This is a genomic window from Kallipyga gabonensis (genome assembly GCF_001286805.1).
In the GTDB taxonomy this organism is placed as follows: domain Bacteria; phylum Bacillota; class Clostridia; order Tissierellales; family Peptoniphilaceae; genus Kallipyga; species Kallipyga gabonensis.
Window position 1 is genome coordinate 1072298 of the sequence record NZ_CXYV01000002.1, and the last position, 16821, is coordinate 1089118.

At 49.5% G+C, this 16821-nt stretch carries 14 protein-coding genes and 1 pseudogene; 12 read left to right on the forward strand and 3 right to left on the reverse strand.

Features of this window, described 5'->3' with window-relative positions:
- Positions 1-9 precede the first annotated feature (9 nt).
- From BN2373_RS06365 to gltS, 5 genes are all read left to right on the forward strand, one after another.
- Positions 10-798 carry an acyl-CoA dehydratase activase gene (locus tag BN2373_RS06365; protein ID WP_053943261.1) on the forward strand — a complete coding sequence of 263 codons (789 nt, stop codon included), beginning with the start codon at positions 10-12 and terminating at the stop codon, positions 796-798.
- A 99-nt stretch (positions 799-897) separates the two neighbouring features.
- Positions 898-1149, forward strand: a complete 252-nt coding sequence (locus BN2373_RS06370; protein ID WP_053943262.1) for an OadG family protein — start codon at positions 898-900, stop codon at positions 1147-1149.
- Positions 1150-1162: 13 nt separating this feature from the next.
- Positions 1163-1597 (forward strand): biotin/lipoyl-containing protein, encoded by a 435-nt coding sequence (locus BN2373_RS06375; RefSeq protein WP_053943263.1) that lies wholly within the window; start codon positions 1163-1165, stop codon positions 1595-1597.
- An 11-nt stretch (positions 1598-1608) separates the two neighbouring features.
- Positions 1609-2721 (forward strand): sodium ion-translocating decarboxylase subunit beta, encoded by a 1113-nt coding sequence (locus BN2373_RS06380; protein ID WP_053943264.1) that lies wholly within the window; start codon positions 1609-1611, stop codon positions 2719-2721.
- A gap of 100 nt (positions 2722-2821) precedes the next feature.
- A complete protein-coding gene (gene gltS, locus BN2373_RS06385; protein WP_053943265.1) occupies positions 2822-4048 on the forward strand; it encodes a sodium/glutamate symporter in 1227 nt (408 codons plus the stop codon).
- 49 nt (positions 4049-4097) lie between these two features.
- Here the strand turns inward: gltS and BN2373_RS06390 are convergent, their stop codons facing one another.
- The 3 genes from BN2373_RS06390 to BN2373_RS06400 are packed head-to-tail and all read right to left on the reverse strand — an operon-like array spanning position 4098 to position 9801.
- The gene (locus BN2373_RS06390) at positions 4098-6908 is read right to left on the reverse strand and encodes an AAA family ATPase (RefSeq protein ID WP_053943266.1); all 2811 of its coding nucleotides are present in this window, start codon (positions 6906-6908) and stop codon (positions 4098-4100) included.
- Entirely contained in the window at positions 6905-8038 is a 1134-nt protein-coding gene (locus BN2373_RS06395; RefSeq protein ID WP_053943267.1) for an exonuclease SbcCD subunit D, read from the reverse strand. Before BN2373_RS06395 ends, BN2373_RS06390 begins: the two co-directional genes overlap by 4 nt.
- A gap of 20 nt (positions 8039-8058) precedes the next feature.
- A complete protein-coding gene (locus BN2373_RS06400) occupies positions 8059-9801 on the reverse strand; it encodes an Rqc2 family fibronectin-binding protein (protein ID WP_053943268.1) in 1743 nt (580 codons plus the stop codon).
- A gap of 204 nt (positions 9802-10005) precedes the next feature.
- Here BN2373_RS06400 and BN2373_RS06405 point away from each other — a divergent pair, with 204 nt between their 5' ends.
- The 7 genes and pseudogenes from BN2373_RS06405 to fmt all read left to right on the forward strand — a co-directional run bounded on the left by BN2373_RS06405 (position 10006) and on the right by fmt (position 16809).
- The gene (locus BN2373_RS06405; RefSeq protein WP_053943269.1) at positions 10006-10890 is read left to right on the forward strand and encodes a YicC/YloC family endoribonuclease; all 885 of its coding nucleotides are present in this window, start codon (positions 10006-10008) and stop codon (positions 10888-10890) included.
- A 10-nt stretch (positions 10891-10900) separates the two neighbouring features.
- Entirely contained in the window at positions 10901-11512 is a 612-nt protein-coding gene (gmk, locus tag BN2373_RS06410) for a guanylate kinase (RefSeq protein WP_053943270.1), read from the forward strand.
- A pseudogene (gene rpoZ / locus BN2373_RS06415) lies at positions 11505-11678 on the forward strand (DNA-directed RNA polymerase subunit omega); the annotation flags it as partial. The gene gmk and the pseudogene rpoZ, both read left to right, overlap by 8 nt.
- 100 nt (positions 11679-11778) lie before the next feature.
- A complete protein-coding gene (coaBC, locus tag BN2373_RS06420) occupies positions 11779-12993 on the forward strand; it encodes a bifunctional phosphopantothenoylcysteine decarboxylase/phosphopantothenate--cysteine ligase CoaBC (RefSeq protein ID WP_053943271.1) in 1215 nt (404 codons plus the stop codon).
- A gap of 28 nt (positions 12994-13021) precedes the next feature.
- On the forward strand, positions 13022-15220 hold the full coding sequence (gene priA / locus BN2373_RS06425) for a replication restart helicase PriA (protein ID WP_053943272.1): 2199 nt from the start codon (positions 13022-13024) through the stop codon (positions 15218-15220).
- A 65-nt stretch (positions 15221-15285) separates the two neighbouring features.
- Complete coding sequence (gene def, locus BN2373_RS06430) at positions 15286-15834, forward strand: peptide deformylase (protein ID WP_337999381.1); 549 nt, start codon at positions 15286-15288, stop codon at positions 15832-15834.
- A gap of 27 nt (positions 15835-15861) precedes the next feature.
- Entirely contained in the window at positions 15862-16809 is a 948-nt protein-coding gene (gene fmt / locus BN2373_RS06435; RefSeq protein WP_053943273.1) for a methionyl-tRNA formyltransferase, read from the forward strand.
- Positions 16810-16821: the final 12 nt, after the last annotated feature.

Below are 16821 nucleotides of genomic sequence, written 5' to 3' on the forward strand. Positions count from 1 at the left end.
AGTAAAACTATGATCTATACCATGGGCCTGGATATCGGCTCTTCCGCTTGTAAGAGTGTCATCTTGGCGGATGGAAAAGAAATCATCGGAAAATCTTTGATTCCTGTTGGTACCGGAACGTCGGGTCCTAACCGGGCTTTTGAGGGCGTTCTGGACGATGCAGGACTGACCATTGATGATATATCCTATTTGTTGACAACCGGATACGGCAGAAATACCTTTGAAAGGACTGATGGACAGATGTCTGAGCTTTCCTGCCATGCCAAAGGAGCCCACTATCTCTTTCCGGATGTCCAGACGGTGATTGATATCGGAGGTCAGGATGTTAAGGTCATCCAGATTTCCAACGGGGCTATGGTGAACTTCCAGATGAACGACAAATGTGCTGCAGGAACCGGACGGTTTTTGGATGTCATGTCTCGGATTTTGGAAGTGGACGTATCGGACTTGGATAAGTTAGCCGCTAAGTCCACAGAGAAGATTTCAATTTCTTCCACCTGTACGGTCTTTGCAGAGAGTGAAGTGATCAGCCAGTTGGCCAAGGGAGTGAATAAGGCCGATATTGCCAACGGAGTCCATTGGGCCATCACTGCCCGTGTCGTGGGCCTGGCACGTCGAATCGGCATACGGGATCGGGTAGTCATGACCGGTGGTGTTGCCCAGAATAAGGGCGTCGTTCATGCATTAAGCCAACAGCTGAAGCATGAGGTGTCCACCTCCGATCTGTCTCAGTATGTTGGAGCTCTTGGGGCTGCCATATACGCTTACAGCAAAGTCAAGGCACAGGCCCAAGAATAAAGCGGTTGAGATAAGAGAGATCGGTCCACTAAGATCGATCTCTCCTATCAGGAATTATTACTATTTTATTGATTGAAGCACTGTGGAAGTGAGGAACCTATGGGAAATTACACCTTTGCACAGGGGTTAACGGCATCTGCCTTTTCTATTTTAATTGTTTTTGGCATCCTCATTCTTCTTTCTTTTATTGTCTCGCTATTAAAGTATGTCGGTAAGGAAGAAGCCCCTGTCAAACAAAAAAAGCAAAGTCCAAAAAGTCCTGAACCGGTGGTGGAATCCGTCACCGTACAGGATAGCCAACTGATTGCAGCTATTGTCGCATGTTGCATCGTCAGCGATTCAAAGAACTAGTGAGGTGAATGGTATGAAAACTCTTATGGTAACTGTTGATGGTAAAAACTATGAAGTAACGGTGAAAGAAGTGGAAGAAGGAGCCGTTTCCTCCGCACCTGCTGCCGCTCCTATTTCCAGAAGTCCTGAAGCTCCCAAGCCGGTTGCACCTGTTGCTCCTGCTGCCCCGGCTGCTCCTGTTGCTCCTGCCGCCCCGGCTGCCCCCGCTGCCCCGGCTCACGCCCCCTCAGGCAATGGACAGGTTGAGACAGCACCTATCCAAGGCAAGATTCTTCGCGTTGAAGCTTCAGTCGGTGACCAGGTTGAAGCCGGCGACGTAGTGATGATCCTGGAAGCGATGAAGATGGAAAATGAAATTATGGCTCCGACTGCCGGAACCATTGGTCAAATTTTTGTGTCGGATGGAGAGACTGTTGATGCAGGAGCTGACCTTTATTCTTTAGAATAGAGAGGTAGTTTATGGTTGAAATGTTAAAGGATCTCTACCAATCTTCAGGTATAGCGGGGATGGACATTCGGTCTTTAATTATGCTCATCGTCGCCTGCACCTTGATCTATCTGGCAATTGCCAAGGAATATGAGCCATACCTCCTGATTCCCATCGGTTTCGGGATGCTCCTGGCTAATCTTCCTTTTGCCGGCCTCGTTGATGAGGGGGGATTACTTGATGTTTTATACAAGGGCGTGAGCCTGGGCATTTATCCTCCCCTTATCTTTATGGGCGTAGGAGCGTCTACCGACTTTGGTCCCTTAATTGCCAATCCCAAATCCATGCTTTTGGGAGCTGCGGCTCAGATCGGTGTTTTCGGTGCTTTCTTGGGTGCCTTAGCTCTCGGCTTTAATCCACAGGAAGCAGCTTCCATCGGGATTATCGGTGGGGCGGACGGTCCGACCGCTTTATACCTGACCTCAAAGATGGCCCCTCATTTATTGGGCGCAATCGCTGTAGCCGCCTATTCCTACATGGCCCTGGTTCCCATTATCCAGCCCCCCATTATGCGGGCCCTGACCACAAAAAAAGAGCGTCAGGTGAAGATGGAATCCGTTCGCCAGGTTTCCAAGCGGGAGAAGATTTTATTCCCTATTGTTGTCACCATCGTTGTTTCCTTAATTGTTCCTTCTGCAGCCCCTCTGATCGGGATGCTGATGGTGGGGAATCTTTTTAAGGAATCGGGTGTTGTGCCTCATTTGGTCACTGCGGCCGCTGATATTATCATGTATGTGGTGACGATTCTCCTTGGGATGACAGTAGGAGCAACGGCCACGGGGCCGAGCTTCCTTACTGCGGAAACTCTGGGGATCATTCTTATGGGTCTGGTTGCCTTTTCTATTGCTACGGCGGCCGGTGTCCTCTTTGGAAAGCTCATGTATGCTCTTTCCGGTGGGAAAATCAATCCCCTCATTGGCGCAGCCGGCGTATCTGCCGTTCCCATGGCAGCCCGGGTTGCCCAGCGTGTTGGACAAAAGGAAGATCCTTCTAACTTCCTCCTCATGAACGCTATGGGTCCCAATGTTGCGGGTGTCATCGGATCCGCAGTCGCTGCAGGACTTCTTCTGAATATGTTTGGCTGATCTGCACAATTTTGCCGATTAAACATAAGTATACTGAACCTGTTTGGGACAGCGGCTTTCCAAGTCGCTGTTCCAAATATATCACTTTTAAGGAGCACATATGGTTATTGAAATGAATACGGCCAAGACAATTATGTTAGCCGTATTTTTAGTTTTCTTTGGGCGCTACCTGCGGAAAAAAATTCCCTTTTTGGTTCGCTGGTCCCTGCCTGAAGCGGTTGTTGGTGGTACCTTATTTGCTATTTTAACTTTGATTTTATACCAGCTGGACCTGGTGAAATTCAAATTTGACACCAGCCTTCAGTCCTTCTTTATGCAGTTATTCTTCACGGCATCCGGTTTTGAAGCCTCCGGTGAACTTATCAAGAAATCTTCCGGCAAGCTCGTTGTTTTCATCATCCTGGCTGCTGTTCTGGCTGTTCTTCAAAATGCCATTGCGGTCGGCATGTCTCCTATCGTTGGGCTGGATCCCAAGCTGGGTCTTATGTGCGGGTCCATACCTCTGACCGGGGGACATGGCAACGCCGCTGCCTATGCCCCTCTGGCTGAGGACGCCGGGGTAACCGGAGCTGTCTCCGTCGCTGTCGCCGCCGCCACCTACGGTCTGGCTGCAGGCTCTATCATCGGCGGCCCGGTGGCAACCCGTCTGATTAAAAAATATAACCTTGCTACCCCTGTTAACACGGAGAAGGCGGAAGCTTCCAGAGAGGCCTTTTTCGAAAACCAGGCGGATGATCATGTTGTTTTGGACAAGAAGCGGGTGGCTTTAGCGTCCGCCATGATCTTCATCGGTCTTGGCATCGGGGCTTACTTAGCTGATCTCTTCAAGATCCTTTTTCCCAGTCTCACCCTTCCGGTCCACGTCATGGGTATGATCGGCGGTGCCATTGTCCGCAACGTCTATGACGCCATCAAGGGGACCTCCAAGGCCACCCCGGCCAAAGAGATCGACATCTTCGGTTCGGTTTGCCTGAGCATCTTCGTGTCCATGGCCGTCATGTCTATGGCCCTCTGGGATCTCATTGCTCTGGCTATTCCTCTGATTCTGATCCTGGCCGCTGAAACCGTCGCGACCATCATCTTCACCTACTTTGTTACCTTCAAAGCCATGGGCTCGGACTACGATGCAGCCGTCATGGCGGGTGGTCATATCGGCTTCGGTATGGGTGCCGTGCCGGCTTCCATGGCTAACATGACAGCCGTCTGCTCGGTCTATGGATTCTCCAAGCTGGCCTTCATTATTGTCCCTGTTGTTGGAGGTATGTTCTCCAACTTCACCAATGCCGCCAACATCACTTTCTTTATGAATCTGCTCGGCATTCAGTAATATCAATGAAAAAGGACCAGGACGGGTGCTCCCGTTCTGGTCCTTTTTTTTATCCCTGGTTGATGATCTGAATTAGGGACCCCTGGTCACCCGCTCTCTTGGTGACTGCAATCTGTTTGGGGATGGTTTCCTGGAGTTCACTGACATGGGAAATGATTCCTACCAGGCGGGATCCCCGGGTTAATGAGTCCAAGGCCGCCATGGCCTGGGCCAGGGTGTCCTCATCCAGGGACCCGAAGCCTTCATCCACAAAGAGGGCGTCCAGCTGGATTCCTCCGGCCCAGGCTTCCACCTCCTCCGAGAGGCCAAGGGCAAGGGAGAGGGAGGCAATAAAGGTCTCCCCACCGGACAGGGACTTGACGGACCGAACCGACCCGTTGGCGTGGTCGATAACCGCCAATTCCAGACCGGATTGGGACCGAAGGTCTTGAGGATCCTCCTGACGGATAAGGTCGTATTGGCCCGAGGTCATTTGAGAAAAGTGGAGGTTTGCCCGGTTCAAAATTCGGTCAAAATACCGCATTTGGACGTAGGCTTCTAAACTGATCCTTGCCTTACCTGAAATTTGGCCGTTAGCGGTTGCTGAGATGGATTGGAGGAGGATCCAGTCCGCTTCACTCGCTTTCCGCTCCTTTAGGACGATCTTGACTTTTTCTCCTACATTTTGGTTGTTCATCATCCGGTAACGGATATTCTCCATATCCTTTCGTGCCCGGCTTAGGTCATTCTCCACCCGGTCCTTTTCCAAGAGAGCCTCTTCTAAAGATTCCGTGCAAAGTTTTTTCAATCTTTTCTCTAAAACTGAGCCTTGTCCTTTCAGCGTTTGAATCCTCTGTTCCATCTTATTGAGGTCTTCCTTTGCTTCACGTGTTCGCTTTTTGTAAAGTTCATAGTCAGCCCGCCCCTGATCCAGGGCCTCCTGAGCTAGAGTCCGGTTAGGGTAGGGGAGAGCGTCCAGCTCTTCTCGGATTTGTTCGTCACGATTATGGATCTTCGTTATTATGGCTGCTTCTCTCTCCCGGTCGATAGCGAGATCGGCCATGATCTTCTCACGTTTTTTATCAAGAAGAGGAATTGCTTTTTGAAGTTCTTCCTGTTCAACAATGTCTTTATCCAGAAGATCTTCCTCTTCTTTATATTTATTAAGGCAGTCATGAGTCTTTGCACGAAGAGCTTCGACCAGTTCCTTATTGATTTGAAGAATGTCGACGGGATTGGCCGATGGACTTTCCTTGATGATGGAAAGGTCCATGTCCCTGGCAAGCGTATAATAGGCCTTTTCCTTTTCCTGGTTTTTCCCTCGAAGACCGGCTAATTCGGAGGCTGCCTGCCCGGCTTGGTTTTGGGCCATCCTTGCCTTTTTCTCTGCCCGGTCGACCTCCTCTTCCCGAGGAGCATCCGGGGCCAGCTCTGCCGGCTTAGGGTGGTCTCTGGAACCACAGACCGGACAGGGGGATCCCTCAATGAGGTCACGGGCCATAAGACCGGCCTGAGACAAGTGAAAGGCCTGGCGAAGCCGTGCCGCCTGATTATAGGCAAGTCCTGCCTTTCGTTCCCATTCGAGGTAATGTTCCTGACCTTTTTGGATTTCTCCTTCCAGCTTTTCTCTTTCCGACAAAAGTTCAGCCAGCTTATCCAGATTTTTCAAGTGAGCATCTTCATCTTGATATTTTTGGTTAACCTTTTTCTTCTTTCGGAAAAGATCAGCGATATCTCTCTGTAAGGAAGTTTTTTCCCTTTTTTCCTGTTCCAAACGGGCTAAGTCATCTGCTCCTTTTTTAAGGCTCTTTTGGAGATCCTTCAACCGGCTCCTGTCCTTGTCTACTTCTTTTTCTTTTTCCTGCCATTTATCATAGGTCGGCATAAGATTTTCCAGTCGAGTGTTTTCTATGAAGATATGGTCAAAAGTCTCTTTTTCTTCTTCTAAGCAATGAAGATCTGCTCGGACATGCTTCTCCTTTTCTCCGATTTCTTCTACTTCTATTTTCAGGCGGTCGAATTCCTCTTGGCTCTCCATACGTTGGCGGATCTCCACAATTTTTGCCTGGAGTCCTTCCAGCGATTTTTCCTTGGAGTAAACTTCATTCTCAGCCACTTGGAGCCGGTAGGAATCGTATTTTTCCAGGGAGGCAAGGAAGGATAGGAGGTCATCCTCGCTTACCGGTCCCTCAGTTAAGGAATCAGGATGGCCCTTAGCCGGGAGCTCCTGGTCAGGGACCAGGATGCCATCAATGTATTGCCGGAGTCGGTTTTCCTGGTCTTTTCTCTTTTGTATCACCTGAGCAAGGTCATCCTTGACCCGGTCTTGAAAAAGGCGAAAGCGGTCAGTATGAAAGAGCTTACGGAAAATCTCTTGTCGTTCTTTTGTATCCGCAAAGAGGAGTTTGCGGAAGTCTCCCTGGGCAATCATGGCAATTTGGGCAAATTGATCCCGGTTAACGCCTAAAAGCTCTTCGACAAAGGGAGTAACTTCACTTGTTTTCGCCACGACTTTACCGGAGGGAAGGGTTAAGCTGGCCCGGGCAGGTTGAAGGGTAGTTCCATCGCCTCTTTTCTTGGGCCTTTCATAGGCCGGAGACCGATGGATCCGGTAAACTTTCTTTTTGTAGGAAAAAGTAAAATCAATAAAAGTTGCACGATCAGGGTCAGCATAGGTGGAACGTAACATGGAAGGATCCCGGCTGTCACCGGATGCCTGGCCGAAAAGAGCAAAAGAAATACCGTCAAAAATTGTCGTTTTACCTGCCCCGGTATCCCCGGAGATTAAATAGAGACCGGATTTACCCAGACGGGTGAAGTCCACTTGAGATTCACCGGCATAGGGTCCGAAGGCGGATAGGGTTAGTTGAAGGGGTTTCACTGATCCTCCTCTCCAATTCGTTTGAATATTTTTTCCACGTAGGCTTGTTGATGGGAAGAAAGGGGCTTGCCGTTTTGACTCTCATAGAAGGTTGAAAAGAGGTCAAGATCCGATAGGTCTTCCTTAATATCCATGTCGATAAAGGATTGATGGCGACTTCGTACATTGTCAAGTTCCAGATACATGATTCGGGGATAGACCTTTCGGAGACGGGCTAAGGCCATAGGCGGCATTTCCTCATCAGTTAAGATAGCCCCAATGTAATCCTCTTTTTCCGGACCGGAACTTGGGGCACCAGATAGGAGATCCTCCAGGTTTCCTCGAACTTCTCGAAGGTCATGCTTGGGAACCAGAGGGAGGGTCCAGACCTGAACGCATCCCTTTTCTTCCATATTCACCACGGTAAGGGACTTAATCTGATTTTTTTCAGAAAAGGAATACTTTAAGGGGGATCCGGCGTAGCGGAGACGGGGACTGAGAATATTTTGAGGGCCATGAATATGGCCCAAGGCGACATAGTCAAAGTCAGAAAAGACAGCGGAAGAGACGTTATCCGATCCGCCGACAATAATCCGCTCGGAATCGGATCTTCTTGCCCCGGTTACAAACTGGTGGGCAAGAAGGAGGTTTCTTTCCTCAGGATGAATAGAAAGGTGGTCGATGGCAGCACCCACAGCCTCTGTGTAGGAATTGATGACTTCTTCCGGGAAATGTGGCTGGACAAGACTGGGACGAAGGTAGGGAAGGAGGTGGACATAAAGGGGGCCATGGTCATCCTTCAGGATAAAGGGTAACTGGGGTCCTTGGTAGGGTGGGGCAATATGGACACCCTCATTAGCCATGAGCCTTCCGCCAAAGGCCAGGCGTTCCGGAGAATCATGGTTGCCAGGGATGAGGAAGATATGGTCCACTTTTTCGGTGAGGGCAACCAAAAAACGGTCAAAGAGGTTAACCGCTTGAGCAGACGGAGTCGATTTATCGTAAATATCGCCGGCAAAAAGGACCCCATCAGGGGACTCTTGGTCACAAAGGATAAGGATTTTTTGAAGAATATCCTCCTGGTCTTCCAACAGGGAAAAATCGTGGACTCTCTTTCCCAAGTGGAGGTCAGCAAGGTGAAAAAATTTCAAAGCAAGCTCCCTTCTTGATCTTATTCAATTCGCTCAAGCTCGGGTCGAGCATCAGTATTGACAAGGATCGTGGAAAAATCATTGTAGTAAACCATGCCGGGCTTAGCCCCTTTGGCCTTATAGACATTCTTTTTTTCGGTATAGTCAACGCTGACTTTTCCCTCTTCGCTTTGGGCAGAATGAGTGGCAGCCAACCAGGCAGCAGCTTCCATATCTTCTGTCGAGGGAGAATCACCGGACGGAACGCGGAGGATGACGTGGGCACCGGGAATGGCCTGGGCATGGAAGAAAAAGTCCTCTTTGTTCGCCAATTTCAGGGTCAAGGCATCATTTTGCTTATTGTTTCGACCCACATATATATCCAGCCCGCCCTTGCTCCGGTAGTGGTAGGGAGGTTTTGCCTGGGGAGATTTCTGTTTCTTTCCTTTTTTTCTTTTCTTCAAGAGGCCCTGGTCGACCATTTCCTGACGGATTTCTTCCAGGTCTTCCATCGTCTCCGCATGGTCCAGCATTGTGGCCAGTTGTCGGAAGTAGTCAAGTTCTTCCTTAAGTTGGGGAATAGACCGGGAAAGGAGTTGGTTTGCCCTTTTGAGTTTGGAATACTTATGATAGCGGATTTCCACATTCTCCCAGGGGTCCTTTGACTTATCCAATAGGATGGTCCGGGGAAGATCACCATGGTAGAAGTCAGTGACTTCGATAGAGCGATCACCCTTTTTGATACGGTGCACTTGACCGGCTAAAAGGTCGCCTTCTTCTTTGAGAACCTCCCGGTCCAATGTTTTTTTGTAATCCTCCTCCTGACGAAGGAGCTTCTTTTCTCCTTTTTCCATAGGTCCCTTCAAGAGGCTTTGGAGGTTGGATTTTACCTGCCCCACCTGGTCATCCCGTCCAAAGCGGGTGAAATAATGGTCAATGATTTGGGACATGGAGGGAGAAGTCTCATCGGCCGGTCCCATATAGGTGACAGGGAAAGCATGATAGAGGCTCTTGTTTTGCAGATAAAGAGAAGGGGAGAAGGTCCCCTGCCGAATATCCCGGACTCTCTGGTTGAAAACCTTTTGGATCCGTGCCATTTCATCGTCTTGGATGGAACTCAAAGTTTTATCAGGGTCAAGACTGGACAGATAGAGAATTTCCCGAGCGGCCAAGGGAGAGAAGCCGGTCAGATTGCGGATAAAAATCTTATTGGCCTGGGCGGATGGGGGCATATTTTTTGACAGGTCAGATAAATGGATGTCTTCCTTGAGGATATCCAACTTATCGGAAGGAAAAGCCTCATAGCGTTTCCCCGGGAAGACCTGGCGGACTCGAGACATATGCCGGGATACCCGGCGGATGGCATCGATGACTTGCCCCTCCTCATCCACCAGGATAAGGTTGGAGTACTTGCCCATGAATTCACCAACCAGGGACAGGGAAAGACGCTCACCTAAATCACCCGAAGCAGAGAAATCCAGACGAACTGTCCGGTCCAATCCTTCCTGATGAATATCTTCAATTTTAGCCGAAGACAGGTGCTTCCTGAGGACCATGCAGAAGTCAGGTGGAGTGGTGGGATTTTTATATTTTTTTTCCGTCAAAAAAAGGCAGGACTTAGAAGGGTCTGCCGATAAATAGAGTAGGTAGTTTGACCGGTTAGCGTAGATGGAAAGCGTTAAGGTTGAAGGACCGACCTGGTTGATCTTGCGGACCAGACCGCCTAAGAGTTTTTCTCTCAATTCCAAAACGACCGCCCGGCAAGTGATTCCGTCGAAAGTCATAGGATCTCCTTTTCTTTTCTTTTCCTCATTATATCACTAGGGCATAATCCACATCGATTGATCACCCGAAGGTCCTGATAAGAAATCAAAGGAAAAGTATTGAAATCAGAAGGATTTCTTATTTATATTACAAAAATGTTATATTTTCTGGATAAAAAGCAGCTAAAGGTCTAAACTAAACAAAAACTGATGTTAGGAGGAAATATGCATTCCATGACCGGATACGGGAAGGCTGCCCTATCCCAAGGCAGCCTTCGCCTTGAAGGAGAAATTTCTACTGTTAATAATCGTTTTTTAGACCTTTATATTCACCTTCCTGATCCTCTTCGGTTTTTGGAACCTGTCCTTCGCAAGGAAGTGGAAGGGAGGATTCATCGGGGCAGGGTCAATGTCACCCTTACGGATCTTTCCCAATCTCTGGAAGCCGAATACCAGGTGAACAAGGACGCTCTCTTTCAAATTGCTAAAGACCTGGAGGACTTTACAGAGGAATTCATATCCAGCCAGGGAGGTCCCATGCTTCGTTTGGATGAATTGGTTAAGCTCCCCGGCGTTATGGTTCCCACCCTGCCTACTATCGATGAAGAGACTTGGCAGACTCTGGCCATGTCGGTGGTTGACCGGGCCCTGGATCAGGTGGAAGACCTGAGGGAAGGAGAAGGAGAAAGACTGAAAGAGAATCTTTTGGAAAAGCTGAATAGCCTGTCTGACCTGGTCAGTCAAATCGACGAAAGAGCACCGAAATTGGTTCTGGAAGAAAAGGACAGGCTGAACAAGAGGGTTGAGGAGCTTCTATCCGCAAACGCTCCTTTGGATGAAGGACGTTTAGAAAATGAGCTGGCCATCTTTGTCCAGAAGGCAGCGATAGATGAAGAGATTGTCCGGCTGAAAAGTCACATCAAAAGCTTTAATGAAACTCTTCACAAACATGGTCCGGTGGGAAAGACCCTGGATTTCATTATTCAGGAGATGAACCGGGAGGTCAACACGATCGGTTCCAAGTCAAATGACGAGTCCATCCGGTCATGGACGATACAAGGAAAAACGAAGATCGAAGAAATCCGCGAACAGATTCAAAATGTTGAATAAGGAGGACATTATGCGAAGGAAAGGCCACCTGATCATCGTCTCCGGTCCCTCCGGGGTCGGCAAGGGGACGGTCTGTGAGGAAATTATGCGTCAGCGTCCCTCACTTAAATTATCCATCTCCGCAACCACCCGGCCTAAACGCCCTCACGAGGTTTCCGGAGAGAGTTATTTTTTCTACTCCATGGAAGAATTTCAGGACTTAATTGATCAAAACAAACTCATTGAATTTGCCAGGGTTCACGGTAATTTTTATGGAACACCTAAAGATTACGTCATGGAAAACTTGGAAAAAGGAGAGGACGTTATCCTCGAAATTGATGTTCAAGGGGCCATGCAAGTTAAGGAAAATTTAGATGAAGGAGTCTTTATTTTCCTTCTTCCTCCGCAAGTCAAGGATCTGGCAGACCGACTCCACCACCGGGGAACGGAAGGCGAGGAGGAAATTGCCCTTCGTTTGAAAAATTCACAGGGAGAATTGGCCAATCTTCATAATTATGACTACGCTGTGGTCAATGATGAAGTGGAGAAGTGTGCCGAGATGGTTCTTCATATCATCGATGCGGAAAACCAGAGAATCGATGCCAATTTGATGAAAAAATATCGGGAGGAATATCATGATTAATCCATCATTTAAGGAATTGTCCCAAATTTCCAAATCACGCTATGATATTTGCGTTATGGTGATGAAGAGAGCCCGCCTTCTTATTGACGGCTCCGAGCCCCTGGTGAAATCAGCCGGGAAAAAGCCCTGCACGGTTGCCCTGGATGAAATTATGCAAGGGGAGGTTGTCAAGAAGGATAAAGACCTGACCCAGGTGGATAATTACCGGGAAAACCGCTTATTAGAAGAAATTGCAGAACACGAGGTCATGCACTAAGGAGGGACCCATGAACCGGCTTCAAGGAAAGAAAATTCTGGTTGGGGTTTCCGGTGGGATCGCCATCTACAAAACCTTGACCCTTTTGTCCCTTCTTAATAAATTAGGAGCCCAGACCCGTGTGGTGATGACGGCTGGAGCAGGTGAGTTCGTTACCCCCTTAACTTTTCAGACCATGTCCAAGAACAGGGTCTACATGGATCTTTTTTCAGAGGAAGATCATTTTATCCCCCATATTGACTTGACCCGGTGGGCGGATGTCTTTTTAATTGCACCGGCAACGGCCAATATCCTGGCCAAGATGGCCCATGGTATCTCCGATGACCTTCTTTCCTCGACGGCTCTGGCTGCCCACTGCCCCGTCCTGGTCTCTCCAGCAATGAATGTGGTCATGTACCGAAATCCGGCCACCCAAGAAAACATCCAAGTACTGAGGAATCGGGGAATCGGGATTATTGAGCCTGAATCCGGTTTGCTTGCCTGCGATGAAAAGGGAGAGGGGAGAATGCCGGAAGCTCAGGATCTGGCAGAAGTTCTGGATCATTTCTTCAGTCCGAAAGACTTGGACGGTGTCAGCCTTCTGGTTACGGGGGGGCCGACCCGTGAGATGATTGACCCGGTTCGTTTTCTCTCCAACCGGTCTTCAGGCAAGCAAGGAATCGCCATTGCTCGGGAAGCCGTTAAACGGGGTGGAGATGTGACCTTTGTTCATGGCCCTCTTCAAGCTCCTGTACCCAAGGGAGTAAAGGATGTTCCGGTAACCTCGACAGAGGATCTTTATTTGGCACTTAAAGACCGCTTTGAAGCAACCCAGGCCCTTATCATGGCGGCGGCACCGGCGGACATGACTCCGGTTCAATATATGGACCAGAAGATGAAGAAGGGAGAGAAGGTCGGAAACTTTTCTTTAGCATTGAAGGAAACCACCGATGTTCTCAAGACTCTTGGGGCTGAAAAAAAAGGTCAGGTCCTTGTGGGCTTTGCTGCGGAGACCCAGTTCGTGGAGGAGTATGCAAAAAAGAAGCTCAAGGAAAAGAACCTGGATTTCATCGTTGCTAATGATGTCTCAGCCAGGGGAGCCGGTTTTGCCGGTGATACCAATATCGTGACTATCTTTACCAAGGAGGATAGGGAAGACCTTCCCCTCCAGTCCAAGGAAGAGGTGGCACGGGTAATCGTGGATAGGGTTGTCTTAGCCCTTCAAGAGAAGGGGATAAGAAGATAGAAGTAAAGACGATGGGAAAGGAGGAGGCATGACAGGGAAATTTGTTCAGGTTTTGGTCAATTCCGGAACTCGAATGACCGACAAGCCTTTTACCTATGCCCTCCCTTCGTCCCTTGATAAGAGTGTTCAAAGAGGATCGGCCGTCTATGTCCCTTTTGGTCGGGGGAACCGGAAAACACCGGCCATGGTTCTGGATGTCGAAGAAAGGATACCGGATTTTCCCACAAAAGAGGTGATAAGTAAGATTGATGAACTTCCGGATCTTTCTGAGGAATCCCTGGCGATTGCTGAATTTCTGGTGGAGACGACTCTGTCCGACTGGGCATCGGCCATTCAGTCCGTCCTTCCACCGGGAACCATCGGTGAATTCGTTCCTAAAATCCGTACCTTCTATCGGTTAACGGACAAGGGAAAGACCTGTCTCATTCCGGACCGGGCTTATCGTCAGGCTGCCCTCGTTGAATATCTGAAAAAAGAGGGAGAGGAGGAGCAGGTTCAACTTTTGAAGGTGACCGGAGCCTCCTCTTCAACCCTGAAAGCCCTCTTGGGTAAAGGGTGGATTGAAAAGTCGGACCGGCGTGTAGCCCGGAGGCAGGTGGAGGTCGAGGGGAGAGACTCCATGCTCCCTCTGACCGGAGACCAGAAAAAAGTCTTCGACCGTATTTCCCGGGCAAGGGGGACTTACCTGGTTTGCGGGGTGACAGGGTCAGGAAAGACGGAGATCTACCTTCAGCTGGTAGATAAGACCCTTCGGGAGGGTAAGCAGGCCATCGTCCTGGTTCCGGAAATCTCCCTTACGCCCCAAACGATCGCTCGCTTTGAAGGGCGTTTTGGCCGACAGGTAGCCATTCTTCATTCCCGTCTCTCCACTTCTGAACGCTACGAGGAGTGGGAAAAAATCCGGGAGGGGGAAGTCTCCATAGCAATTGGAGCAAGGTCCGCCATTTTTGCCCCCTTTGATCAACTGGGTCTTATCGTGATTGACGAGGAGCATGAAGGCTCCTATATTTCTGAAAAAAATCCCAAATACCACACCTACGACCTTGCCCGCTTCCGGGCCAAGTACAACGGAGCCAGCCTGGTACTGGGTACGGCCACTCCTTCGGTTACGACTCTTTACCGGGTAGACCAGGGGGAAATCATCCGGTTGAACCTTCCCAAAAGGGTAGGAAGCCGGCCCATGCCCCGGGTAGATATCGTGGATATGCGGGAGGAGCTTAAGGCCAACAACCGAACCATGTTTTCCCGTTCTCTTCACCGTGCAATAGACCGGACCCTTAAGGAGGGAAACCAGGTTATCCTCTTTCTCAACAAGAGGGGACATACCTCTTTTGTCTTTTGCCGGTCTTGCGGCTATGTCTACCGCTGTGATGCCTGTGATGTCGCCATGACCTACCACAAGGGACAAAACCGACTGATCTGCCACTACTGTGGAAGGGAGAAGACCCTTAACAAAAAATGTCCGAATTGCGGGTCTACTGCGATTCGAGACTTTGGAGCAGGAACGGAGCAATTGGAAGAGGAAGTTCGCCGACTTTTTCCCCGGGCAAGGGTTGTCCGTGCTGATGCCGATACCATGACGCGAAAGGGAGCCTATGACCGGGTTTACCGCGATATGTTAGCCGGAAGGATTGATATTCTTTTGGGCACCCAGATGATTGCCAAAGGATTCGACTTTCCCCGGGTAACCCTTGTTGGAGTTATGGCGGCTGATATTTCCTTAAACCTCCCCGACATCCGGGCAAATGAGCGAACCTTTCAGCTCATCACCCAAGTGGCCGGTCGGGCAGGTCGTGGAGACCATCCCGGTCAGGTCATTATCCAGACTTACAAAAGCGACCATCCGGCCATTGTTACTGCCTCACAATATGATGTGGATGCTTTTTACAGTTGGGAGAAAAAAATTCGGGCCATGAACCACTACCCTCCCTATCGTGAAGAGCTTCACATCCGCTTAACTTCGCCCGATAGAGCCTCCCTCCTGGAAAAGGCCTATGACCTGCGGGCTTTCATTGAGGGCAGGATAAAGCAGGTGGAAGATGGCCAAGTGGAGGGGCCCACACCATCGGTCATTGAGCGAGTGAACCGGCGTTACCGTTTCGGCATCATGGTCCGGTCGATAAAACAAGATGATTTACGCATTCTTGGTCGGGAAATTCTTGACCGCTTTCCCTCTACGCCGAAAATCAATATCGTCTTAACGATGGATCCTGTATCCATTTTTTAGGTCATTTTGCAGGATTGTTCCCAGCATGTTAGCAGTAAATAGAAATGAGATGAGAAATGGCTTTTATGAATTTGCGAATTGAGGGTGACCCTATTCTTCGGAAGAAGTCTCGCCCTGTCAAGGAAATTAACAGCCGAATCCGTAAAGTATTGGATGATATGGTAGAAACCATGTATAAGGAAGAGGGGGTTGGCTTGGCTGCACCTCAGATCGGCAAGCTCCGCCGGATGGTTGTTATTGATGTCGGTCAGGGACCGATCAAAATGATTAATCCGGAAATCATCAGCCGGTCTGAAGAGATGGAAGAGGATGTGGAAGGTTGCCTTTCTCTCCCCGGATTCAACGGTACGGTTCTTCGGCCGGAGGAAGTCCGCCTTCGTTATACGGATGAAGAAGGGGAGGACCATGAAGTTGAGGCTCAAGGCCTTTTTGCCCGTTGCATCTGTCATGAAATTGACCACTTGGACGGAGTTCTTTTCCGTGACCGGGTCTTGAAGGAAATTAACCTGTCGGATCCCACCCAAGACCAGGTGGACTACCTAAAGGACCACGGAATTCTCCAGGAAAACCTCCGACGAGATGAAAGTCCGAAAAGCCAGGCTGAAGAAGAGTAAAAGCCCTCAAGGGTAAGGAGGTAGGAATTGAAAGTTGCTTTTTTTGGTTCACCGGCCTATGCGATTCCCTGCCTGGAAGCATTGGTCGAAGAAGAGGATATGGATCCCGTCCTGGTCGTTACTCAACCTGACCGGGTCCGGGGCCGGAAGAAGGAGAAGACCCCAACTCCCGTCAAGGCCTATGCCCTGGACCATGGATTGGACGTCATTACTCCGGAGAACGTGAATAGTCCGGATGCTATTCGAAAAATAATGGAGGCAAAACCTACTGTTTTAGTCGTGATCGCCTATGGTCAGTTGATCGGTAAGGATCTCCGTCAGACTTTTGGGGTGGACATTCTCAACCTCCATGGTTCCCTCCTGCCTAAGTACCGGGGAGCCTCGCCTATCCAGGCAGCCCTCTTAAATGGGGAAGAAGAGACCGGTGTTTCTGCCATGATCGTTCGTCAGGGTTTGGACGCCGGAGAAGTCCTCGCTAAAGCAAGCATAAAAATCCATGAGAAGGATGATTTGGAAAGTCTCCAGGACCGTCTATCCCTTCTTTCTGCCGATCTGATGTTGGAGGTCCTTCGGGATTATGAGGGCTATCTCGAACTGAAGGTAGATCAGGATGAAAGTCGGGTGACGAAAACCCGGAAAGTCACGAAGGAAGATGCCTATTTGGATTTCACTAAGTCGGCCAGGAACCTGGTGAACCATGTTCGAGCATTAAAGGACTGGCCAGGGGCTAAATTCAACTACCAGGGAAAGACCTATAAGGTTCATGGGGCTTCTGCCCTGGAAGGGGCAGGTCCGGAAAAGCCAGGAAGTCTGGTTTTCGTCGGCAAAGAAGGCCTGGGCGTGAGGACAGGCGATGGGATTTTTCTCATCACCTCCCTCCAGGCACCCGGCAAGAAAGCCATGGCGGTTCCGGATTTTCTCAATGGGAATCCTTTGGACCCGGGAGCCCTTTTTCAAGGCAAGGAAGATCAATAAGGTGGAAACGAG